The organism is Pseudorhodobacter wandonensis (genome assembly GCF_001202035.1).
In the GTDB taxonomy this organism is placed as follows: domain Bacteria; phylum Pseudomonadota; class Alphaproteobacteria; order Rhodobacterales; family Rhodobacteraceae; genus Pseudorhodobacter; species Pseudorhodobacter wandonensis.
Map to the genome: position 1 here is coordinate 56,702 of NZ_LGHT01000023.1, position 20,292 is coordinate 76,993.

The 20,292-nt window shown below is 58.7% G+C and carries 21 protein-coding genes; 6 read left to right on the forward strand and 15 right to left on the reverse strand.

The features are described from left to right. Window positions 1-2: 2 nt before the first annotated feature. The 7 genes from AKU79_RS03370 to AKU79_RS03400 form a co-directional block, all read right to left on the reverse strand. Window positions 3-836: an amidohydrolase family protein gene (locus AKU79_RS03370; RefSeq protein ID WP_050522169.1), complete on the reverse strand. Its 834-nt coding sequence runs from the start codon at window positions 834-836 to the stop codon at window positions 3-5. Window positions 837-839: 3 nt separating this feature from the next. After that, a complete protein-coding gene (locus AKU79_RS03375) occupies window positions 840-2,354 on the reverse strand; it encodes a UxaA family hydrolase (RefSeq protein WP_050522170.1) in 1,515 nt (504 codons plus the stop codon). Between the two features lie 9 nt (window positions 2,355-2,363). Beyond that, window positions 2,364-3,158: an L-fucose dehydrogenase gene (locus AKU79_RS03380; protein WP_050522171.1), complete on the reverse strand. Its 795-nt coding sequence runs from the start codon at window positions 3,156-3,158 to the stop codon at window positions 2,364-2,366. Window positions 3,159-3,216: 58 nt separating this feature from the next. Continuing rightward, window positions 3,217-4,164, reverse strand: a complete 948-nt coding sequence (locus AKU79_RS03385) for an ABC transporter substrate-binding protein (protein ID WP_050522172.1) — start codon at window positions 4,162-4,164, stop codon at window positions 3,217-3,219. A 61-nt stretch (window positions 4,165-4,225) separates the two neighbouring features. Then, complete coding sequence (locus tag AKU79_RS03390; protein ID WP_050522173.1) at window positions 4,226-5,224, reverse strand: ABC transporter permease; 999 nt, start codon at window positions 5,222-5,224, stop codon at window positions 4,226-4,228. Next, complete coding sequence (locus AKU79_RS03395; RefSeq protein WP_050522174.1) at window positions 5,221-6,741, reverse strand: sugar ABC transporter ATP-binding protein; 1,521 nt, start codon at window positions 6,739-6,741, stop codon at window positions 5,221-5,223. Before AKU79_RS03395 ends, AKU79_RS03390 begins: the two co-directional genes overlap by 4 nt. After that, complete coding sequence (locus AKU79_RS03400; RefSeq protein WP_050522175.1) at window positions 6,738-7,763, reverse strand: zinc-binding alcohol dehydrogenase family protein; 1,026 nt, start codon at window positions 7,761-7,763, stop codon at window positions 6,738-6,740. The genes AKU79_RS03395 and AKU79_RS03400 overlap by 4 nt, the downstream gene beginning before the upstream one ends. Before the next feature lie 129 nt (window positions 7,764-7,892). On the opposite strand from AKU79_RS03400, the gene AKU79_RS03405 reads away from it, so the two are divergent. Continuing rightward, window positions 7,893-8,819, forward strand: coding sequence for a GntR family transcriptional regulator (locus tag AKU79_RS03405; RefSeq protein WP_050522176.1), 927 nt, complete (start codon window positions 7,893-7,895; stop codon window positions 8,817-8,819). Here AKU79_RS03405 and AKU79_RS03410 read toward each other — a convergent pair. Further along, a complete protein-coding gene (locus AKU79_RS03410) occupies window positions 8,803-9,240 on the reverse strand; it encodes an RbsD/FucU family protein (protein ID WP_331458369.1) in 438 nt (145 codons plus the stop codon). The two genes, AKU79_RS03405 and AKU79_RS03410, sit on opposite strands and share 17 nt — an antisense overlap. 11 nt (window positions 9,241-9,251) lie before the next feature. Beyond that, window positions 9,252-10,175: a LysR family transcriptional regulator gene (locus AKU79_RS03415; protein WP_050522177.1), complete on the reverse strand. Its 924-nt coding sequence runs from the start codon at window positions 10,173-10,175 to the stop codon at window positions 9,252-9,254. A 100-nt stretch (window positions 10,176-10,275) separates the two neighbouring features. On the opposite strand from AKU79_RS03415, the gene AKU79_RS03420 reads away from it, so the two are divergent. The 3 genes from AKU79_RS03420 to AKU79_RS03430 are packed head-to-tail and all read left to right on the forward strand — an operon-like array spanning window position 10,276 to window position 12,636. Further along, on the forward strand, window positions 10,276-11,535 hold the full coding sequence (locus AKU79_RS03420) for a urate hydroxylase PuuD (RefSeq protein WP_050522178.1): 1,260 nt from the start codon (window positions 10,276-10,278) through the stop codon (window positions 11,533-11,535). Between the two features lie 37 nt (window positions 11,536-11,572). After that, window positions 11,573-11,923 (forward strand): CidA/LrgA family protein, encoded by a 351-nt coding sequence (locus tag AKU79_RS03425; protein WP_050522179.1) that lies wholly within the window; start codon window positions 11,573-11,575, stop codon window positions 11,921-11,923. After that, the gene (locus AKU79_RS03430) at window positions 11,920-12,636 is read left to right on the forward strand and encodes an LrgB family protein (RefSeq protein ID WP_050522180.1); all 717 of its coding nucleotides are present in this window, start codon (window positions 11,920-11,922) and stop codon (window positions 12,634-12,636) included. Before AKU79_RS03425 ends, AKU79_RS03430 begins: the two co-directional genes overlap by 4 nt. Before the next feature lie 54 nt (window positions 12,637-12,690). Here AKU79_RS03430 and dctP read toward each other — a convergent pair whose 3' ends face one another. Genes dctP through AKU79_RS03460 form a run of 6 tightly spaced genes read right to left on the reverse strand, consistent with a single transcriptional unit; the run spans window position 12,691 to window position 18,262 of the window. After that, window positions 12,691-13,749, reverse strand: coding sequence for a TRAP transporter substrate-binding protein DctP (gene dctP / locus AKU79_RS03435; RefSeq protein WP_050522181.1), 1,059 nt, complete (start codon window positions 13,747-13,749; stop codon window positions 12,691-12,693). A gap of 33 nt (window positions 13,750-13,782) precedes the next feature. After that, entirely contained in the window at window positions 13,783-15,072 is a 1,290-nt protein-coding gene (locus AKU79_RS03440) for a TRAP transporter large permease (RefSeq protein ID WP_050522182.1), read from the reverse strand. After that, window positions 15,072-15,662, reverse strand: coding sequence for a TRAP transporter small permease (locus AKU79_RS03445; RefSeq protein WP_050522183.1), 591 nt, complete (start codon window positions 15,660-15,662; stop codon window positions 15,072-15,074). The genes AKU79_RS03440 and AKU79_RS03445 overlap by 1 nt, the downstream gene beginning before the upstream one ends. A 46-nt stretch (window positions 15,663-15,708) precedes the next feature. Beyond that, window positions 15,709-16,215, reverse strand: a complete 507-nt coding sequence (locus AKU79_RS03450; RefSeq protein WP_050522184.1) for a flavin reductase family protein — start codon at window positions 16,213-16,215, stop codon at window positions 15,709-15,711. After that, window positions 16,215-17,105: an aldo/keto reductase gene (locus AKU79_RS03455; RefSeq protein WP_050522185.1), complete on the reverse strand. Its 891-nt coding sequence runs from the start codon at window positions 17,103-17,105 to the stop codon at window positions 16,215-16,217. The genes AKU79_RS03450 and AKU79_RS03455 overlap by 1 nt, the downstream gene beginning before the upstream one ends. After that, window positions 17,105-18,262, reverse strand: a complete 1,158-nt coding sequence (locus AKU79_RS03460; protein WP_050522186.1) for an LLM class flavin-dependent oxidoreductase — start codon at window positions 18,260-18,262, stop codon at window positions 17,105-17,107. Before AKU79_RS03460 ends, AKU79_RS03455 begins: the two co-directional genes overlap by 1 nt. A 90-nt stretch (window positions 18,263-18,352) precedes the next feature. Here AKU79_RS03460 and AKU79_RS03465 point away from each other — a divergent pair, with 90 nt between their 5' ends. Then, the gene (locus AKU79_RS03465; RefSeq protein ID WP_197087214.1) at window positions 18,353-19,054 is read left to right on the forward strand and encodes a GntR family transcriptional regulator; all 702 of its coding nucleotides are present in this window, start codon (window positions 18,353-18,355) and stop codon (window positions 19,052-19,054) included. Between the two features lie 73 nt (window positions 19,055-19,127). Continuing rightward, the gene (locus AKU79_RS03470; protein ID WP_050522188.1) at window positions 19,128-20,246 is read left to right on the forward strand and encodes a Gfo/Idh/MocA family protein; all 1,119 of its coding nucleotides are present in this window, start codon (window positions 19,128-19,130) and stop codon (window positions 20,244-20,246) included. Window positions 20,247-20,292 lie beyond the last annotated feature (46 nt).

Below are 20,292 nucleotides of genomic sequence, written 5' to 3' on the forward strand. Positions count from 1 at the left end.
GGTTAAAGCCCGTAGATGCGGCGGGCATTGTGCTGTGTGATCGCGCGGGCCTCATCCGGGCTTAGGGCCGCAAGCAGGGCGCGGCTTTGGTCTATCCATTTCGGCAGGCCGACACCAAGGTTGGCCACCGGCCAATCGCTGCCCCAGACAATCCGGTTGGGGCCGAAACAGTCGATCACATGCGCAACCCAAGGCATAAGGTCGGCGGTTTCACCCTGACCCGCCGCGCAATAGGCGGTGATGCCGGACAGCTTGCAATTCAGGTTGGGGAAGGCGGCCAAGCGCCGCAGCGATGCCGCCCAAGGTGCAAAACCGCCCCCCGCAATATCGGGCACACCACAGTGATCGAGCATAAATATCTGGTCATCGCAGGCACGCAGCAATTCCGCGGCCACGTCATGTTGGCGGGCAAGGAAACACAGATCAAACGGCAGGCCCTTGGCCCCGATTTTGCGCAGGTTGCGGCGAAAGGTCTCCGAGCGCGACAGATCATCGGGCACCACATGCAGGATACGACGATAGCCTTTCACGCCCAGGCCTTCGCACTCTTCCAGCCAGGCATCAAAGCCTGCATCGGTTTCGGGCCGACACGATGCGATTTGCCCCAAGAGCGGTTCGCGCAAAAGGGTTGCGATAAACCGCGCCTCGGCCTGATAGTCGGCATCGTCTGCCCCCGCCTCCATAAACAGCGTGCCGATGATGCCTTTGCCCGCCGTAAGTGCTGCATAGTTTGACAGCGTAAAGCTGCGCTGGGCCAGTGCCGGAATGTCATCTGTCCAGCTATAGCGCAGCGGGTCGCGGTAGATAAGGTGTTGATGGGTATCAAGAAACTCCATACGCTACATCACCGCGCCGATTTGCCACGGCACAAATTCGGCCCCGCCAAAGCCCAACGCCTCGGATTTCGTGACCTCACCCGAGGCGACGCGAATGAACATCTCGAACATCTCGGCGCCTTTGTCGGCAAGGCTGACATCGCGGTCGATAATGTCGCCGGTGTTGATGTCCATGTCTTCCTCCATGCGGGTGAACATGTCGGTGTTGGTGGCCACTTTGATGCAAGGCACGGGTTTATAACCCGAAACCGAACCGCGACCGGTGGTGAACACGATCAGGTTCGCGCCCGAGGCAACCTGACCGGTGACCGAGCAGGGGTCGTAGCCGGGGCTGTCCATGAACACGAAACCCTTTTGGGTGATCGGTTCGGCGAACAGATACACGCCTGCCAGCGGGGCAGTGCCGCCTTTGGCCACAGCCCCCAGCGATTTTTCCAGAATGGTGGTCAGCCCGCCGCGTTTGTTGCCGGGGCTGGGGTTATTGTTCATCTCGCCTTTGTTGCGGGCGGTGTAATCCTCCCACCAATGGATGCGATCAACCAGTTTCTGCCCGATTTCGGGGGTGACGGCGCGGCGGGTCAGCAGATGCTCGGCGCCGTAAATCTCGGACGTTTCCGACAGGATTGTCGTGCCGCCATGGCGCACCAGCAGGTCGGATGCCACACCAAGCGCCGGGTTGGCAGTGATGCCGGAATAGCCGTCCGAGCCGCCGCATTGCATCCCGATCACCAGTTCAGATACGGGGATAGATTCGCGCGTGCAGGCATCGGCTTTGATCGCCATTTCATGCAGCATTTCAACGCCGCGTTCCACCGTGCGACGTGTGCCGCCGGTTTGCTGGATGGTCATATAGCGGAAATTGCCATCGTCGCGCATCCGTGCCGCGCCGATCAGATCAGGGATCTGCATCACCTCACAGCCAAGTCCCACCAGCAGGATGCCCGCGAAATTGGGGTTGCGGGCATAGCCTTGCAGGGTGCGAAACAGGGTGTCATAGCCCTCATTCTCGCCCGACATGCCGCAGCCGGAACTGTGAACGATTGGTACAATACCATCGACGTTTTTCAGGGCGCGGAACCAGTCGGTATTCTCGGCCTGCTCGGCGATGAAGCGCGCGACCGAGCCAGAGCAGTTGACCGAGGTCAGCACGCCCAGATAGTTGCGGGTGCCGGAGCGGCCGTCACTGCGGCGATAGCCTTGGAACACCCGTGCCTCGGTTATTGCGGGCAGGGGGGTGGCCTGTGCGCCAAAGGCGTAATCCTGTTCGTGGTCGGCCATCGCAAGGTTTTGCACATGCACATGCGCGCCTTGCGCAATGTCACAGGTGGCGGCACCGATAATCTGGCCGTAGCGGCGGATGTTTTCGCCCGCAGCAATCGCACGGTTGGCGATTTTATGGCCGCGTTTTACGGCGTCGACCATGGTATAGCCTGCCACGGTTTCACCGGCCGTTAAATCGGCAAGGGCAATATCGACATTGTCGTCAGCGTGCAGGCGGATGCTGGTTTGGTTGGTCATGGGCCACCTTCAGGCATGGGGGGAAAGCGTGGAGAGCGAGCGGTCAAGATGGGTGTAGCCGCCATCGACAAATAGCCATTGCCCTGTGGTATGGCCCGCGCGGGGCGACAGGGAAAACACGGTGGTCGCGGCGATTTCATCATCCAGCGTCATGCGCCCCTCTAGCGGGATGCGGGCGGTAATCTCGGCCAGCTTGGCCGCCGGATCGTCCAGAGATTTCAGCCAGCGGTCATAGAGCGGGGTCATCACCTCGGCCGGAATGACCGCGTTGACGCGCACACCGTCGGCGGCCAATGCTGCGGCCCATTCACGGGTCAGGCCCAGTTGCGCCGCCTTGGCCGCGACATAGGCCGAAGTATTGCCTTGGCCTGTGACTGCCGTTTTCGACGAGATGTTTACAATCGCGCCTTTGCTGGCCTTGAGATCGCCCACCAAAAGATGCGCAAGCAGGTAGCAATGCACGAGGTTGTTGTTCAAGGATGCCCGAAACGCCTCGGGGCCGGCATCAAGGCCGACGCCATCGTTATTGCCTGCGTTATTGACCAGCCCGTAAACCTGCCCCCAACGCTGGCGTGTGGCGTCAACCGCCGCGCGCACTTGATCGTCATTTGACAGTTCAACCTGTAGCCAGTCGCAGGCGGGCACTTGGGCTTGCAAAGCGGCCAAAAAGGCGGGTTCTGGTTTGCTGCGGGCAAAGATAACCGGAATGGCGCCTTCGGCGGCCAAAGCGCGGCTGATTGCGCCGCCAATGCCCGCGCCACCGCCGGTTACAATCACCACTTTGTCTCTTAGGCCCAGGTCCATCAGTCTCTCCAAATAAATAGGGCGGCCCATAGGTCGCGGGCCGCCCCAAGGTCATGAATCAATCGTAAAGAACTGCCGCGATTTCCGGCGCGTCCATGTTGGTTTTGTCATACCAGAAAAAGCCGGTATCGATCAGCTTTGGCACGGACTCGCCCTTGGATGCCATCAGCGCTGCCTTGACGGTTTCATAGCCAATGCCAACAGGGTTTTGCGTGATCGCACCAGCCATAGACCCATCCATGATTGCTGCCTTTTGCGCCGCACCGGAATCGTAACCGATGACGATCACTTCTGACCGGCCGGTTTCCTTGATCGCGTTCAGCACACCAATGGCCGAACCTTCGTTGGCCCCGAAAATCCCTTTCAGGTCAGGATGGGCGGTCAGGATGGCTTTGGTAATCTCGGTCGATTGCAGCTGGTCGCCGGCACCGTATTGGATGTCGACGATTTCGATGTTCGGGTGGCTTTCCTTGATGCGGTTCACGAAACCATCGCGGCGGTCGATGCCGGTGCGCGAGGTTTGGTCATGCACCACCAGCGCCACTTTGCCCGCATCACCGATCAGTTCAGCCATTTTATCGGCAGCAAGGCCGGCAGCGGCGGCGTTATCGGTGGTCGCAGTTGCAACAGGGATGTCGCTGTCTACGCCAGAGTCAAATGCGACGATCGGAATGCCGGCTTCTTGGGCCTTGCGCAGCATGGGAATGGCGGCTTGGCTATCCAGCGCGGCGAAACCGATGGCGGCAGGGTTTTTGGCCAAAGCGGCGGCCAGCATATCCATCTGCTTGTCGACCTGTGCCTCGGTATCCGGGCCTTCAAAGGTTACTGTCACGTCAAATTCAGCTGCGGCCTTATCGGCACCTGCCTTTACGGCCTGCCAGAACTGGTGCTGGAAGCCTTTGGAAATCAGCGCGATATAGGGCTTGTCTTGCGCTGCGACAAAGCCGGTGCTGGCCAATAGCGCCGCCGCACTGACAGCCGCGAAAAGGGTTCTTCTGTTCATCATGGTTCTCTCTCCCGTTAAAATTATGGTGATGTGTGAATAGGTTGGCCCTATTTCTGGTTTGTTAACTCAGCCGGCGCCGCCGCATCATATCGGCATAAACTGCGATGATGATGATCGAGCCGGTGACGACGGTTTGCCATTCTTGTGCGACCGACATGATGCGCAGCCCGTTCAGCAAAACCGACATGATTAGCGCGCCGATGATGGTGCCCAGCACCGACCCGCGGCCGCCGGCAAGCGAGGTGCCGCCAATGACCACAGCGGCAATCGCGTCCAATTCATACCCGAGGCCCAAGGCGGGCTGTGCCGAGTTGAGGCGCGAGGCAATGATCAGCCCCGCGATACCGCAAATCCCGCCGGCCAGCGCATAGATCGCCATTTTCCAGCCATCGGCATTGACGCCTGACAGGCGCACGGCCTCTTCATTCGACCCAAGCGCAAAGCAATAGCGGCCCAGCACGGTGCGGTTCAGTACATAGCCAATCGCCAGCGCCAGCAGAAACAGGATCAGCACGCCATTGGGCAGTGGCACCGCCGGAATGATGGCCCCGACAAATGAGCCGGTCGAGATTTGGTCAAACCCCGGCGTGTCATTGAAATAGATCGGCTTGGTGCCCGAAATTACCAGCGACAGACCTTTGAGGATAAGCATCATCCCCAAGGTTGCGATGAAGGGCGGCACCTTCATCTTGGCGACCAAGGTGCCGGAAATCAGCCCGCAACCCGCGCCGGCCGCCACGGCCGCGACCACGCCCACCGCAAAGGGCAGGCCCGCATAGGTTAGTACCACGCCCGCAATGACGGCGGTAAAGGTCATCAATGTGCCAACCGACAGGTCAATGCCGCCGGTGATGATGACCAAGGTTGCTGCGATTGCCAGTACGCCATTGACCGAAGTCGCCTGCAAAATCGCAAGGATATTAGAGGTTTGCATGAAGTTGGGCGAGGCGACCGAGAAGAACAGCAAAAGCACGATCAAACTGGCAAAGGCCCAAAGTTTTTGCTGCGCGCCATTGGCCTTTGGTTTGGCTTTGGCGGAAAGGGCGGGGGCGGTTGTCATGCGATTGCTCCTGTAGGTTCATCGGTGCGCAGGGTGGCCAGATGCATAATCTCTTCTTGGCTGGTGGCTGGCCCACCGGGCAAAATGCCGGTCAGACGGCCTTCGCACATCACGGCGATACGGTGTGACAGGCGTAGCACCTCGGGCAGTTCAGCGCTGATCACGATCACCGCTTTGCCTTGTGCCGCAAGTGATTGCAGTAGTTTGTAAATCTCGGCCTTGGCACCAACGTCGATGCCGCGCGTGGGTTCGTCGAAAATCAGAATGTCACAATCGCGCAGCAGCCATTTCGCGATGACCACCTTTTGCTGATTGCCGCCCGATAGCAGGCGCAATTCCTGCCGTGCCGAGGGCGTGCGGATGGACAGGGTTTTGATGTAACCATCGGCAGTAGCGCCCAGTTTGGCGTCATCAATCACGCCAAAGCTGTTGCCAAAACGGGGCAGGCTGGCCATCGCGATATTGTCGCGCAGGTCAAGCCCGAGCGCGAGGCCGAAATGCTTGCGATCTTCGGACAAATAGCCGATGCCCGCCGCAACTGCATCCTTTGGCGTGCGGATTTGCGTGGGCTTGCCATGCACCAAAATCTCGCCGCTTTCGCGCTTGTCGGCGCCAAAGATCGCGCGGGCCACCTCAGTCCGGCCCGCACCCATCAGGCCGGCAAAGCCCAAAATCTCGCCCTGTTTCAGGGTAAAGCTGACATTGCGCACTAGTCGCCCACGGTTCAGGCCTTTTACCTCAAGCGCCATGGGGGCGTTGGAAAGGTCGGGAATTTCGACATGCACCGCCTCAAGCTCGCGGCCTACCATCATCGAAATAATGGTGTTGATCGGGGTGTCTTTGGCCTGCACGGTGCCGATATAGGCGCCGTCGCGCATTACGGTTACGCGGTCGGAAATGCGTTTGATTTCATCCATTTTATGGCTGATATATACCACCCCCACGCCTTCGGATTTCAGCTGGCGGATGATGGTGAACAGCTCATTCGTCTCGGCATCATTCAGCGCGGCGGTGGGTTCATCCATAATCAGAATGCTGGATTTGAAGGACAGCGCCTTGGCGATTTCAACCATTTGCTGCTTGGCGACCGACAGGCTGCGCACCTCGGCGCGGGGGTCGATGCGCACTTTCATCGCGGCAAAGATCGCCTCGGCCTGCGCGTTCAGCGATGCCTCATCCAAGCGGCCAAACCGCAGGCGGGGTTCGCGGCCGATAAAGATGTTTTGCGCAACTGTCAGGTCGTTCATCAAGGCAAGTTCTTGGTGAATAATCCCGATCCCGAGGTCTTGGGCCGCGCGGGGGCCGTTGATGGTGACGGTTTTGCCAGCCACAGAAATGCTGCCGCCATCGGGTTGGTAGATACCCGACATCACTTTCATCAATGTTGATTTGCCGGCGCCGTTTTCGCCCATCAGCGCGTGAACCTCGCCAGAGACCAGATCAAACTGCACCGATTTCAGCGCGTGAACGCCGGGAAAATGCTTATCAATTCCCATCATGCGAACAAGTTCGGTCATGCGGCCCCCTTGGTCGAAAAATCTACGATGACTTTGATGATGCTGTCGCGGTTGGCGACCAGTTCGGAAAAGCGGGTGGGCAGGGCGTCAAGCCGCAGCACCTCGGATTCCAGCTTGGCCGCGTCAATCCGGCCATCGCGCAACGCCGCCATGACGGTTTCAAAATCGGCCTTCAGCGCGTTGCGGCTGCCGATCAGGCGCATTTCGCGTTTGTGAAACTCGGGGTCGGAAAACGCGATCTGATCCTTGACCACGCTGACCAGAACATACGTGCCGCCATGCGCGACATGGGCAAAGCCGGCCTCTATCGCGCCTGCATGGCCGGTGGCATCAAACACCACGTCATAGCCATCTGGGGCAGGCAGGGTTTGGCCGGGTTGGAAGATGGCATCAAAGCCAAAGCCGGTGCGCGCGGCCGTCAAACGCGTGGCACTGGTATCCAGCAGATGGACAGTCGCCCCCGCCAGCCGGGCAAACAATGCAGTGCCAAGCCCGATCGGCCCTGCACCGGTAACCAGTACCAGATCGCCCTTGGCAACCCCCGACCGTGCTACGGCATGGGCGCCAATCGCCAGAAATTCAACCATCGCAGCCTGACGGGGTGACAGCCCGTCGGCTGGGTAAAGATTGCCCGATGGCACAGCAAAGCGGGTGCACATGCCGCCATCGCGATGCACGCCCAACACGCCAATCGCCATGCAGCAATTCGGTTTGCCGCGGGTGCAGGCATGGCAGGTGCCACAGGAAACATAGGGGTTTACGACCACAAGCTGCCCTTTGGCCCAGCCCGGCGCATCGGCGGCGACATGGCCCGACAGCTCATGCCCGATGACGCGGGGGTATTCCAGAAACGGGTGCTTGCCTTCGAAAATGTGGTAATCGGTGCCGCAAATCCCGACGGAGGCGGTATCAACCAGAACCCAGCCTTTGGGGGCTGTTTGCGGCATGTCGCGTGGGACCACGGCAAACTGGCCGGGGGCAATGCAGACGCCGCATGGCATGGTTTCGTTTTGCCGATCCATTGGTCCTCCCCTCCCGCAGAATCTGGTTTTTATCTTGAGCACAGTTAAACAGGGCATCGCGCGCTTGCCTATTGTTTTTAATCTTTCTATACAAAAAACATTCAGTCGGCCGAAACAGGGGGGGGGCAAATGGCGCGCACGGATGAGCGGTTTCGATCTGCCTTTAACGATTGTTTAACATTGGTCGGTCAGCATCAGGTGGGGGACAGTTTGCCTGCTGAAACGGCGCTGGCCGAGCAGTTGAAGGTAAGCCGTACGATTGTGCGGACAGTGCTTACAGCGCTATGTGACGCGGGCGTGGTGCATTGGCAGGGCCGCGAAAAGACCATCCTGCGTTTGCCGGTGAAAGCCGACAGATTGCCCTTGCGCGGGGATTATGTGCCGCGTGACGTGCTTGAAAGATGTTTTCTGGAATGGATTTTGCGATTTGACGTGCCTGCGGGCACGCCTTTGAACGTGGCAAAGCTGGCCAAGGAATTTTCTGTTCCGCCCCACGCGTTGCAAGAGTTTCTGTCGGGCCTTGCGCAAACGGGGTTGGTGGCGCGCAGGCCACGGGGCGGTTGGCTGCTGCTGGGGTTTACTGCTGATTACGCGATCGAGCTGTCCGAGCTGCGGGCGCTGCTGGAACTGAACGCCGTGCGCAAACTGGTGCAGCTGCCGAAAGCCCATGCGATCTGGGACGAACTTGATGCATTGGAACGCCAGCACCACGATCTTGCCGCGCGGATTGACACCGATTTCCATGATTTCTCGCCATTGGATGGCGCTTTTCATATGGCGCTGAACTCGGTGGTTGAAAACCGCTTTGTGTCGCAGTTTCAAAAGAGCATATCATTGATTTTTCACTATCATTACCAATGGGATAAAAAGATGGAGCGGCACCGCAACGAGGCTGCGATTGCCGAGCATCTGACCTTGATCGAAGCGCTGAAAAGACGGGACGAGGCGGCCGCGGTGGCTGCGGCCTCGGCCCATTTACTGACCTCCAAGGCGACTTTGCTGGGGTCTTTGCGGGTGAATGCGCTTATCCCGTCCGATGCTATGCCGCCGGAATGACGCCTTTGGTCAGGATGATATTGCCGTAAAGCCGCCCTTCGCCGGTTTGCACAATGGCAAAGCACTGCTTGGCACGTTCATAAAAGGCAAAGCGTTCAACCGAGCCGACGCGCGCCCGCGTGCCGATCATTGCGGTGAATTCAGCGACGGCCGGCGGCACGGCTTTGGCGTCACCGACCACTTGCATCACATTGGCGCTGTGTTCGACATAACTGTCGAGCGGCAACAGCGACAGCACGGCCTCTAAGGCGGCGGTGGTCGAGACGCCATCTATCCGGATCAGGCGTTTGGCGCAGGTGGTGGCGGGAAAATTGGCATCGACAATCGCGATTTCATCACCGTGGCCCATCGCCGCAAGCGCGTGCAAGAGGTCGGGTGACAGCAGCGGGTTCAGGCCTATCAGCATCGTGGTCTCCTTCATTGGGGGGCGGCTTAGGCAGATGGAGCCTGCCGCAAATCGCCGATGCTTTTGGTAATGCGAGTGGCCATAAAGTCAATGAACAACCGCGCCTTGGGGTCTTGTTTGCGGCGATGCGAATAGAGACAGGCCATCTGGATCGGCACGGGGGGGTGCTGGGGCAGCACTGTTACCAAGCGCCCGTCCTTGATGTGGTCTGCGACCTCGAACAGCGGTTTCATGATTATCCCGAGGCCTTGCAGCGCCCAATTGGTCAGCACATCGCCGTCATCACATTCAAACGGGCCGCTGACCTCGATGCGCTTTACACCCTCTTTGGTTTGCAGCGGCCATTGGAATTCGGGCGCGCCGGGATAGCGCAGGTTCAAACACGCATGCTCGGCCCGCAAGCTTGCGATGGTTTTGGGCGTTCCGCGCTGCGCGATATAGGCGGGCGAGGCGCAAAGCACCCGTTCACAATCGGCGATTTTGCGGATGCGCAGGCTGGAATCTTCGGGCACGCCTTGAAAGAAGGCAACATCCAGCCCTTCGGTCGCCAGATCAATCTTGCGATCCGACAGGCGCAGGCGGATTTTTATCAGCGGATATTCGGTGTGAAAGGCGGCCACCTCGGGCGCGATCAAGCGGCGGCCAAGACCCAACGGCGCCGAGACATGCAAAACGCCGCGCGGGGCCAGTGTGACCTCGTTTACCTCATCTTCGGCCTCATCCACCGCCTCAAGGATTTTGCGCGCGCCGGGGTAAAAGATGTTGCCCTGCTCGGTCGGGTTCAGCATTCGCGTGGTGCGTTGAAACAGCCGCACGCCAAGATGTTCCTCTAGCTGTGAAATACGCGCCGAGGCGACGGCCGCAGAAATGCGCATATCGCGGGCAGCCGACGACATATTGCCCAATTCATAGACACGGATAAAGGTTCGGATGTTGTCCAAGTATGCCATAGGCTATTGTTAGTACTATTTTGAAACAGCTAGAAGTCTTTTTGTAATACAATCAAATCAAGTGACAGTTTAACCTTTGCGAAACTAAAAGGAGAGTGACATGCATGAGGCGGCGATCATCTGGGATTGGCTTGGGTTTGCCGTGCGCTGGGTGCATGTCATCACCGCGATGGCGTGGATTGGTGCGTCATTCTACTTTATCGCGCTGGATTTGGGGCTGCGCAAAGTGCCGAACATGCCCGAGGGCGCCTATGGCGAGGAATGGCAGGTTCATGGTGGCGGGTTTTACCATATCCAGAAATATCTGGTCGCGCCTGCCAATATGCCCGACCACCTGATCTGGCACAAATGGCAAAGCTATATGACCTGGGTTTCGGGTGCGGCTTTGTTGATGATCGTCTATTGGGCGGGGGCCGAGCTGTACCTGATTGATGCGCAAAAGGCCGATTTGTCGGTGTTTCAGGGCATTGTGATTTCGGCGGCGTCGTTGACTTTGGGTTGGCTGATCTATGATTTTCTGTGCAAATCCAGCCTTGGCAATCGACCGACCTTGCTGATGGTGCTGCTGTTTGTGCTGCTGGTGGCAATGGCTTGGGGGTATAACCAGATCTTTACCGGCCGTGCGGCCTTGCTGCATCTGGGCGCGTTTACCGCGACGATCATGACGGCAAACGTGTTTTTCATCATCATGCCGAACCAGCGGATTGTGGTAAAGGATTTGCAGAACGGGCAGGTGCCCGATGCGAAATACGGCAAGATTGCCAAGCTGCGGTCAACCCATAACAACTATCTGACGCTGCCGGTTATCTTTTTGATGCTGTCCAACCACTACCCGCTGGCCTTTGCGACCGAGTATAACTGGCTGATCGCGGCCTTGGTGTTTTTGATGGGCGTCACGATCCGGCATTACTTTAACACCATGCACGCCACAGGCGTTGGCCCGCATTGGACGTGGCTGGTGACTGTGGTGCTGTTTATTCTGATCATGGCGCTATCTACCACGCCATTGATGCAAGACAGTTATGAAGAGTCGGAAGCCCGCGCCCTGACCCCGCGTGAGCAGATATTTGCAAGTGCCGAGGGGTTTGACGAGGCGAGCGCAATCATTCCGGGGCGTTGCGCGATGTGCCATGCCCGCGAGCCGGGCTATGATGGCATCCACCGCGCGCCCAAAGGGATTTTGCTGGAAACCCCTGCCGATATTGCCAAAAACGCGCGTCTGATTTTTATTCAGGCCGGCGCGACCGAGGCAATGCCGCCGGCCAATGTGTCGTTCATGGAGGCGCCCGAGCGGGCAGCCATTCGCAAATGGTATCACGCGGCGGCAAAGGATTTGCCTTTTACGATGGCTGCAGACTAACCCTTGGCCATCGGCACAGTTTGAAAGGGGTTTTGGCGTGATCGTCCATCTGGCCATGCTTTTGGCGTTTCAATTGGCGGGCGAAACCCTGTCGCGCGGGTTGGGGCTTATTATACCGGGCCCGGTGATTGGCATGGTTTTGCTGCTGGTCTTTTTCATCGCGGCGCCAAAAGTGGCGGCAGCGGTACAGCCAACCACTAACGGGCTGTTGTCGCATCTGTCGTTGCTGTTTGTGCCTGCGGGTGTGGGCATTGTGGCGCATCTGGATAAGCTGGGCCAAGACGGCTTGCCGATTTTGTTGGCGCTTTTGGTCAGCACAGCGCTGTCGATTGCGGTGGGGGCGCTGGTGTTCGTGGGCTTGGCGCGGCTGGTGGGGGGGCGCGCATGAACAGCCTGCCCGAAATATGGACCTATCTGGCGCAAGAGCCGCTGCTATGGCTGACCGCGACTTTGGTTGCCTATGCGGTGGGTGATGCGTTGTTTCGCGCCTCGGGCAAGCGCCCCTATGTCAATCCGGTGTTGATTGCGGTTGTCTTGCTGGCCGCATTGCTTTGGGCGGCGCGGATACCCTATCCGATTTATTTTGAAGGGGCAAAGTTTGTTCACTTTATGCTTGGCCCTGCGACGGTGGCCTTGGCCGCGCCGCTATATGCAAATCTTGGCAAGATCAAAGCCTCGGCCATTCCGATGATCGGGGCACTGGTTGCGGGGTCGGTTACGGCGATCATTTCGGCGCTGGGCATTGCCTATGCGATGGGCGTGCGCGGCGAGGTGTTGTTGTCGCTGGCCCCGAAATCGGTCACAGCGCCTGTTGCCTTGGGCGTGTCTGAGGCAATCGGCGGGTCACCAACGCTGACGGCGGTTTTGGTAATTTTGACCGGTATTATGGGGGCGGTCATGGCGACGCCTTTGCTGAACCTGTTGCGGATCAAGAACTGGCAGGCGCGGGGCTTTGCTGTCGGTGTGGCCTCGCACGGGATAGGCACGGCGCGGGCGTTTCAGGTGAATGAGACGGCGGGGGCCTTTGCCGGTATCGGCATGGGGTTGAACGCGGTTTTGACGGCGATCATCGCACCGTGGATTGTACGGCTTTTTATGTAAAGGGCGCGCAGTTTCCCGCGCGCCCCGAAGTTTTAACGCACGTCTTGGTGCGGCTTATTTCAGTTCCATTGCGCGTTCGGCGTCAACCACGCCCTGCGCTTGGTCAACGGCTGCGGTAAAGCTTGCCAGAACTTCCGGGCCGCCTTTTACCGATGATTTGAACCATTCAAACACAGGCGCAGCAGCGGCTTTGAACGCAGCTTTTTCTTCGACTGTTGGCACATAGATGTCGCCACCCGCAGCTTTGAAATCAGCATAGGCCTGAATTTCCTTGCGCTTCGGGCTGGCGAAAGTTGCCTGTTGCAAGGCGGCAAAGCCGTCAACCACAACTTGCTTTTGTGCGTCTGTCATGCTGGCGAAACGGTCCTGGCCCATCCACCAGAAGGCACCCATGTAGCTGTGGCCATCAAGCGTCAGGTATTTCAGACCGGCATCAGGGAACTTCATGTTCATGATGTCGGTGATGCCGTTTGCGGTGCCTTCAACAACGCCGGTTTGCAGCGAGGTGAACAGCTCTGGCCATGCGATTGGTGTTGGTGCGGCACCCACTGCGCGGGCCGCTTCTTGTGGCAGGTCGGCAGGAACGGTGCGCATTTTCAGGCCGGCAAGGTCAGCCGGGCCATGAACTTGCTTTTTGGTGTTGGCATAGTTGCGCCAGCCGCCAGTGTTACCGATGGTCATCAGGCGGATTTTGTCGCCGGAATCGGCCAAAATCATATTGCGCAGATTTGAGGTGAAATCGGTGCTGGTCAGCACAGTTTCAGCCACGCGGTCATCGCTCATCAAATATGGCAGGTCGAGAACCTGGATGTAGGGGAACAGGCCCGCTGCACCGCCCGAGGTCGAGATGTAGATGTCGATCGAGCCATCTGCCACGCCGGCCAGGCACTCGTCGCCTTTGGCGCAAAGCTGGGTACCGATGAAGAGTTCAACCTTGATGTCGCCGTTCGAAGCGTTCTCGACATAGTTCTTGAACACGACAAGGCCGTCATAATCTTCGTCGGCTTCGTTGCTGTTTGCGGTGGCACGCAGCGTGATTGCCTCGGCCAGTGCCATGGTGGATGTGCCTGCCAATAGCGTGGCGAGCATCAGGGTTTTCAGTGTGGTTTTCATTTGGTCTTCTCTCCCTAGTGATTGGTCGTGTGGTTAGTGGATGAACCCGAAAAGGCGCGGGACGGTGAGGCTGATCGCCGGGATGTAAGTGATCATAAAGATCACCAGCACTTCGACGGCGAGAAAGGGCAGCGTGGCGCGGGCGATGGTTTCAACCCGAAGGCCCGAGACGGATGAGGTGACAAAGAGCACGAGGCCCATCGGCGGTGTCAGCAGGCCTACGGTCAGGTTGACCGCCATGATGATGGCGAAATGCACCGAGTCGACCCCGAGCGAGGTAAAGATTGGCCCGAGGATTGGCCCGAGGATGATAATCGCGGGGCCCGCATCAAGGAACATGCCGACGACGAACAGCAAGAGGTTGATGAGGAACAGCAAAATCAGCGGGTTATCGGACAGGCCAAGGATAATTTCGGCCAGCAGTTCAGGTGTGTGGCTAAGGCTGGCCACGGTTTTGAACGCCATGGCAGCGCCCACCAGCAACAGGACCACAGCCGAGGTCATGCCCGCATTGGTCAGGATTGCCGGCATGTCGCCCAGTTTCAATGTGCGCATGACGAAAAAGCCGATGAGGGTGGAATAGCCAACCGCAACCGCTGCCGCCTCGGTCGGGGTAAAGACGCCGCCCAAGATGCCGCCAAGGATGATAACTGGCGTAAGCAGGGGCCAGATGGCCTTGATGCTGGCCTGTCCGCGTTGGCCCCATGTGGCGCGCTGGGTGCGGGCGGGCAGGTTGTATTTATCGGCAAGGAAATGGATCATCAGCATCAGGCCGCCACCGATCAGGATACCCGGCACGATGCCCGCAAGAAACAGCGCGGCCACGCTTTCGCCCATCACATAGGCATAGATAATCATGATGCCCGAAGGTGGAATGATCGGCCCGATGATAGAGCTTGCAGCCGTGATTGCGGCGGCAAAGCTGCGGGTATAGCCCTGCTTTTCCATCGCGGGGATCAGCATCGACCCCAGCGCCGAAACATCGGCCACGGCCGAGCCGGACAGCCCTGCGAACAGCATCGACGACAGCACGTTTACATGCGCAAGCCCGCCGCGCAAATGGCCCATCATCGCCTGTGAAAATTCAACCAGACGCATGGTGATGTTGGATTTGTTCATCACCTCGCCCGCCAGCATAAAGAACGGGATCGCCATCAGCGGAAAGCTGTCCATGCCGTTATAGACGTTGCGGTACAGCAGCACGATGTCGCGTTCCTGACCATTCAGCCATAGCAAAATAGCGGGGGCGGCGATCAGACCGAAAAACACCGGCAGGCCAAGCAGCAGGAAAACAAGGAACAAAGGCAGGAAAAGGGACAGCATTATTCTGCGCCTCCCATAACGGTAAAGGGGATCTCGATCAGGTTTTCAGCGCGGCCTGTCAGTGTGGCAAGGCTGCGCAAAATCAGCTCTATGCAGACCGAAATCAGCATGCCGAGGCCGACAACCATCGACAGCATCATCCAGCTTTTCGGCATCTTTTCCATGGTGCTGAAATCAAGTGATGTGGGGTAGTGCAGGCTGTCGGTGGCAAAACGCCCGCCAAAGCCTGTGACCTCGGCCCAGCCGATTTTGAGGCCGGAGATCAGCACAACAAGCGATAGGCCCAGCAGCAAAAGCGACAGGATGGCCGAGGCGGCGGTGGGCAAAAGCCGGGTGAGCATTTCGATAGAGACAAATCCGCCGCGACGAAAGGCAGTGGGCGCCATAAGGCCGGTCATCCACAGCATCAAAAAGCGCGAGGCCTCTTCGGGCCATGCCAGCGCGTTGCCAAGGACGTAGCGGAAAAACACCTGCAACAGGATGATGATCACCATTGCGGCAACCATACCTGCACCGATGCGACGACCAAGGGTTAACAGGGCGGCGTTGACCATCCCCAGCCCGTTGGTCAGGCTTAAAACTGCGCCCATGGCGCTCTCCTCCCATTTCACCCGGCCTTATGGCTGCGGGGGCGTTTCAGTTGGCGGTAAACCCGCCATACTGACCTTTTGTAAACACCAGTGGTGCGCCGTCACGCATGGCGCAACGCAGCACGCGACCTACGACGATCAGATGATCGCCTCCCTCATAGGTGGCGTTTTGTTCGCATTCAAACCGTGCCAACGTGTTGGGGATAAGCGGCACCCCTTCGGCGTTATGCGCAAAGGACATGGCCTCGAACCCCAGCCCGCCGCGAATAAAGCGCTGGATCAGGTCGGGCTGGTCATTGGCCAGCACATGAATCGCATAGTGCTTTGCGCCCGAAAAATGCGCGAAACGCTGTGACGATTTCGCGGGCGACCACAGCACCAAAGGCGGGTCCATCGACAAAGCGGCAAAGCTGTTGGCGGTAAAGCCCATCGGCCCGTGTTCGGTTTGCGTGGTGACAATCGTGACGCCAGTGGCAAAGCAGCCCAAGGCATCGCGAAACGCGCGTTGCTGGCTGGGGTCGGGTATGAAACAGGTCTCGTCGGCTGTCGTCATCAGGCGACCTCATGCCCCAGAACCATGGTGTACAGTTCAAACCACGTCTGGCGGTCCAGCTTGATATCCATCGCCGCGCCGATTGTCGAAATGCGGGCCAAGCTGTTGGTTCCCATCACCGGAATGATGCGGGCCGGATGGTGCAGCAGCCATGCAACCGCGGCTGCCGACCAATCGGTGCCATGTGCGGCGCCAATCTCGGTTAGGCGGTTGCGCAGGGTTTCGCCCGATTCCGCCAGCAGGCGGCCACCGGCCAGCGGCGACCATGCCATCGGCGCAATGCCGCGTTCCTGAAGAAACGCGATGTCGCCATTGGTAAAGGCGTCATGCGCCACAAGGCTAAGTTCAATCTGGTTGGTGACCAGCGGTGTTTTCATGCCGGACTGCAGCAAAGTGAAATCCCACGGGCGGAAGTTTGAAACCCCAACCGCACGCACCTTGCCCGAAGCCACCAAAGCATCCAGTGCCGCGCCGGTTTCCATATGGTCCATCAGCGGGTCAGGGCGGTGGATCAGCAGCATGTCGATATGGTCAATCGCCATATCTTTCAGGCTGGCATCCACAGAGGCGTTGATATGCGCGGCCGAGGTATCATAATGCTTTACCCGTACGGCAGAATGGCGGCCAACCGGTGCCACAATATCGCATTTGGTGATGATTTCCATCTTGTCGCGCAGATGTGGAGCTGCACGCAGGGCATGGCCCAGCAGGGCCTCGGCCTCATACCCGCCATAGATGTCAGCTTGGTCAAAGGTCGTGATGCCTTGGGCAAGGCAGGCCTCGATCTTGGCCTGCACGTGCTTGGCGCTGGTGTCGGCATCATCGCCCAAACGCCACATGCCATAAACCAGCCGCGACAACTCGATTTTGCCCAGTGTAATCCGTTCCATTAGCGCCGTTCCCCGTTTCCAAGTGGTGTGGCCGGTGTGCTGGCTGGCACCCGTCCGTAAGCATGTGGCAATGAACAGGTTTTAAGCTGCGGCAATACCTTGGTGCCAAAATGATCGCATTCATCCAGATGCGGGTAGCCCGAGAAGATAAACGCGCGGATGCCCATTTTCTGGTAATCCTCAAGCTTTGACATAATCTGATCGGTTGACCCGACAAGGGCAGCGCCACAGCCCGAACGGGCGCGGCCGATACCTGTCCACATATTGGGTTCGATATAGCCGAACTGGTCGGCCAGTTCGCGGGCGCGGGCCTGATGCGCCACGCCAAGCGAAATGCTGTCATGCGCGCGGTCGCGGATCAGTTTGCCGTATTCGTCATCCAGTTTGCTGGCGATGTAATCGGCGTATTCCTTGGCCTCGGCCTCGGTATCGCGCACGATCATGTGGACGCGCAAACCATAGTCGAGCGTGCGGCCATGCGCCTCGGCGCGGGCGTGTACGTCACGCATACGCTGGGCCAGTTGGTCCTTGGGTTCGGGCCACATCAGGTAAACGTCGCATTGCGCGCCGCACAGTTCCAGCGCATCGGGGGAATAGCCGCCGAAATACAGCAGAGGGCCGCCGTTTTGCTGGTAGGGTTTGGCAGGGTCAGCCGACAGTTTGCTGATCTGATAGATGTCGCCTGAATATTCGATGTGATCTTGGGTCCATGCTTGCCGCAGGATTTCAACGACCTCATGGCTGCGCTTATAGCGGAATTTGCTTTCGGCCACCTCACCCGGAAAGTCCGAGGAGATGACGTTCAGGGTCAGGCGACCCTTTAGCATATGGTCCAGCGTTGCCACGGTGCGTGCAAGCATGACCGGCTGCACCTCACCACACCGGATGGCGGCAAGGTAATTGATGTTTTCGGTGATTGGCGCGCAGCCTGCCACGAAAGACAGCGTATCCTGACCGACTTGGTAGGAAGACGGGCAGAGAATGTTGCGGAACCCGTGCTTTTCAGCGCGTTTCACGATGCTTGAGCAATGTTCCCAGGACGAGCGCAGCGCGCCATCGGGTTGGCCAAGAAACTGGTAATCATCGGAACAGAGGGCCGCGAACCAGCTTACCTCGGCGGCATCCAGATCGGGTGATGTGATTGGAACGACAGTCATTGATTCTCTCTCCCTGAGATTCAGCTTTTCACTTGCGTAGCATCGCATTTGATGTAGATCAATACTGTATCAATTTATTTGGAGCAGCCAATGCCAGCCCCCGGTTCCTTGCCCATGTTCATGCAGATCAGCGAATTGCTGATCCGTGACATCGCGGCTGGGCGATTGATTGATGGCGAGAAATTGCCGCCCGAGCGTGAGATGGCGGCGCAGCTGGGGATAGCCGTTGGCACGTTGCGGCAGGCGCTAAAGGAACTTGTGGCCAAAGGCATGTTGGTGCGGGTGCAAGGCTCGGGGAATTACATTCGTGCCGTGACAGACCCCGCCTCGGTCTATGCGATGTTCCGGCTGGAACTGGTGGCGGGGGGTGGTTTGCCCACAGCGCGGGTTTTGTCGGTCGAGCGTCGCGTGAAAGACGAGAACCTGCCCGTGTTTGGCGAAAGTGCCGAAGGCCACCGGATTCGGCGGATGCGCTTTTTATCGGGCAAGCTGGCAGCGATTGAAGAGATCTGGCTGGATGGCAGCTATGTGCCGGTGATCGCGAAAAGCGATCTCTCGGAATCGTTGTATCTGTATTACCGCGAACGGCTGGGCCTGTGGATTGCGCGGGCCGAGGATCGGGTGGGCCAAGGGCCTTGCCCCGATTGGGTGCCAGAGGATTTTCCGCATGGGGCAGGCATGCCTTTGCCAAAGATTACCCGCGTCAGTTGGGGGCAGGATGGCCGAACGGCCGAGGCCTCTTGGACGTGGTACGACCCCAATATCGCGCAATATGTCGCGCGTTTGAAGTGAGACCCGACGCCGTGTAACGCGTCGAGAATTGAAAGAAGACGCAGGAGGATGCGTCAAACATGAGGAAATCAGAATGAAAACGGTTCGGTATGGCATCATCGGTTGCGGCATGATGGGGCAAGAGCATTTGCGCAACATCGCCCTGTTGCCGCAGGCCGAGGTGGTGGCGATTTATGAGCCGAACCCCGATATGGCCGCGCGGGCACAGGCCTTGGTGCCGGATGCGGTGATGGTGGGGTCGGTGGCCGAGGTGCTGGCGGTTGAGGCGGTGAACTGCCTGCTGATTGTCAGCCCGAACTTCATGCACTTGGCACAGCTGGAAGAAATCGCCGCGATTCGCCCCCTGCCGGTGTTGTGTGAAAAACCATTGTTCACCGACCCTGCCGATGCGCCGCGTCTGGCCGCATTGCGGGCAGCATACCCTGCGCCGATTTGGGTGGCGATGGAATACCGCTATATGCCGCCAGTGGCGCACCTGATTGCGCAAGCCGAGGCGGCGACCGGTGGCATCAAGATGTTGACCATCCGCGAGCATCGTTTTCCGTTCCTGGAAAAGGTCGGCGATTGGAACCGCTTTAACCGTAACTCGGGTGGCACGCTGGTTGAAAAATGCTGCCATTTCTTTGATCTGATGCGTTTGATTGCGGGCTGTGACCCTGTGCAGATCATGGCCTCGGGTGGGCAGAACGTGAACCATCTGGATGAGGTGTATAACGGCGAGAAATCGGACATTTGGGACAATGCCTATGTGATTGTCGATTTTGAAAACGGCATGCGTGCGATGCTTGAATTGTGCATGTTCGCCGAAGGCTCGCGTTATCAAGAAGAGATCAGCGCGGTTGGGCCAAAGGGCAAGATTGAATGCCAAGTGCCGGGGCCGGGCCGGTTCTGGCCTGCGCATCTGGGGGCAGCACCTGTGCCGCAGGTAACTGTAAGCCCGCGTGACCCCGCCGGCCCGATTGTGCTGGACGTGCCGGTTGATCCGTCGCTGTTGGCGGCGGGCGACCATAACGGATCGACATTCTATCAGCACCGCGGCTTTGCTGATGTGGTGGCCAATGGTGCCAAGCCCGAAGTCGGGCTGGACGATGGGTGGTGGGCCGTGGTCATGGGCATGGCGGCGCAGATTTCAGCGGCCGAGGGTCGCGTGATTGGTGCCGCAGAATTGCGCGGCATGGCGCCAGCGCGCTGAACTGGCCGGAAGTGACCGAAGCGAAATGGAAGAGTGCGAGGGCCAT

Coding starts and splice junctions, on each gene's coding strand:
- AKU79_RS03370 (WP_050522169.1), bottom strand. CDS start 836: ATGGAGTTTCTTGATACCCATCAACACCTTATCTACCGCGACCCGCTG.
- AKU79_RS03375 (WP_050522170.1), bottom strand. CDS start 2,354: ATGACCAACCAAACCAGCATCCGCCTGCACGCTGACGACAATGTCGAT.
- AKU79_RS03380 (WP_050522171.1), bottom strand. CDS start 3,158: ATGGACCTGGGCCTAAGAGACAAAGTGGTGATTGTAACCGGCGGTGGC.
- AKU79_RS03385 (WP_050522172.1), bottom strand. CDS start 4,164: ATGATGAACAGAAGAACCCTTTTCGCGGCTGTCAGTGCGGCGGCGCTA.
- AKU79_RS03390 (WP_050522173.1), bottom strand. CDS start 5,224: ATGACAACCGCCCCCGCCCTTTCCGCCAAAGCCAAACCAAAGGCCAAT.
- AKU79_RS03395 (WP_050522174.1), bottom strand. CDS start 6,741: ATGACCGAACTTGTTCGCATGATGGGAATTGATAAGCATTTTCCCGGC.
- AKU79_RS03400 (WP_050522175.1), bottom strand. CDS start 7,763: ATGGATCGGCAAAACGAAACCATGCCATGCGGCGTCTGCATTGCCCCC.
- AKU79_RS03405 (WP_050522176.1), top strand. CDS start 7,893: ATGGCGCGCACGGATGAGCGGTTTCGATCTGCCTTTAACGATTGTTTA.
- AKU79_RS03410 (WP_331458369.1), bottom strand. CDS start 9,240: ATGAAGGAGACCACGATGCTGATAGGCCTGAACCCGCTGCTGTCACCC.
- AKU79_RS03415 (WP_050522177.1), bottom strand. CDS start 10,175: ATGGCATACTTGGACAACATCCGAACCTTTATCCGTGTCTATGAATTG.
- AKU79_RS03420 (WP_050522178.1), top strand. CDS start 10,276: ATGCATGAGGCGGCGATCATCTGGGATTGGCTTGGGTTTGCCGTGCGC.
- AKU79_RS03430 (WP_050522180.1), top strand. CDS start 11,920: ATGAACAGCCTGCCCGAAATATGGACCTATCTGGCGCAAGAGCCGCTG.
- dctP (WP_050522181.1), bottom strand. CDS start 13,749: ATGAAAACCACACTGAAAACCCTGATGCTCGCCACGCTATTGGCAGGC.
- AKU79_RS03440 (WP_050522182.1), bottom strand. CDS start 15,072: ATGCTGTCCCTTTTCCTGCCTTTGTTCCTTGTTTTCCTGCTGCTTGGC.
- AKU79_RS03445 (WP_050522183.1), bottom strand. CDS start 15,662: ATGGGCGCAGTTTTAAGCCTGACCAACGGGCTGGGGATGGTCAACGCC.
- AKU79_RS03450 (WP_050522184.1), bottom strand. CDS start 16,215: ATGACGACAGCCGACGAGACCTGTTTCATACCCGACCCCAGCCAGCAA.
- AKU79_RS03455 (WP_050522185.1), bottom strand. CDS start 17,105: ATGGAACGGATTACACTGGGCAAAATCGAGTTGTCGCGGCTGGTTTAT.
- AKU79_RS03460 (WP_050522186.1), bottom strand. CDS start 18,262: ATGACTGTCGTTCCAATCACATCACCCGATCTGGATGCCGCCGAGGTA.
- AKU79_RS03465 (WP_197087214.1), top strand. CDS start 18,353: ATGCCAGCCCCCGGTTCCTTGCCCATGTTCATGCAGATCAGCGAATTG.
- AKU79_RS03470 (WP_050522188.1), top strand. CDS start 19,128: ATGAAAACGGTTCGGTATGGCATCATCGGTTGCGGCATGATGGGGCAA.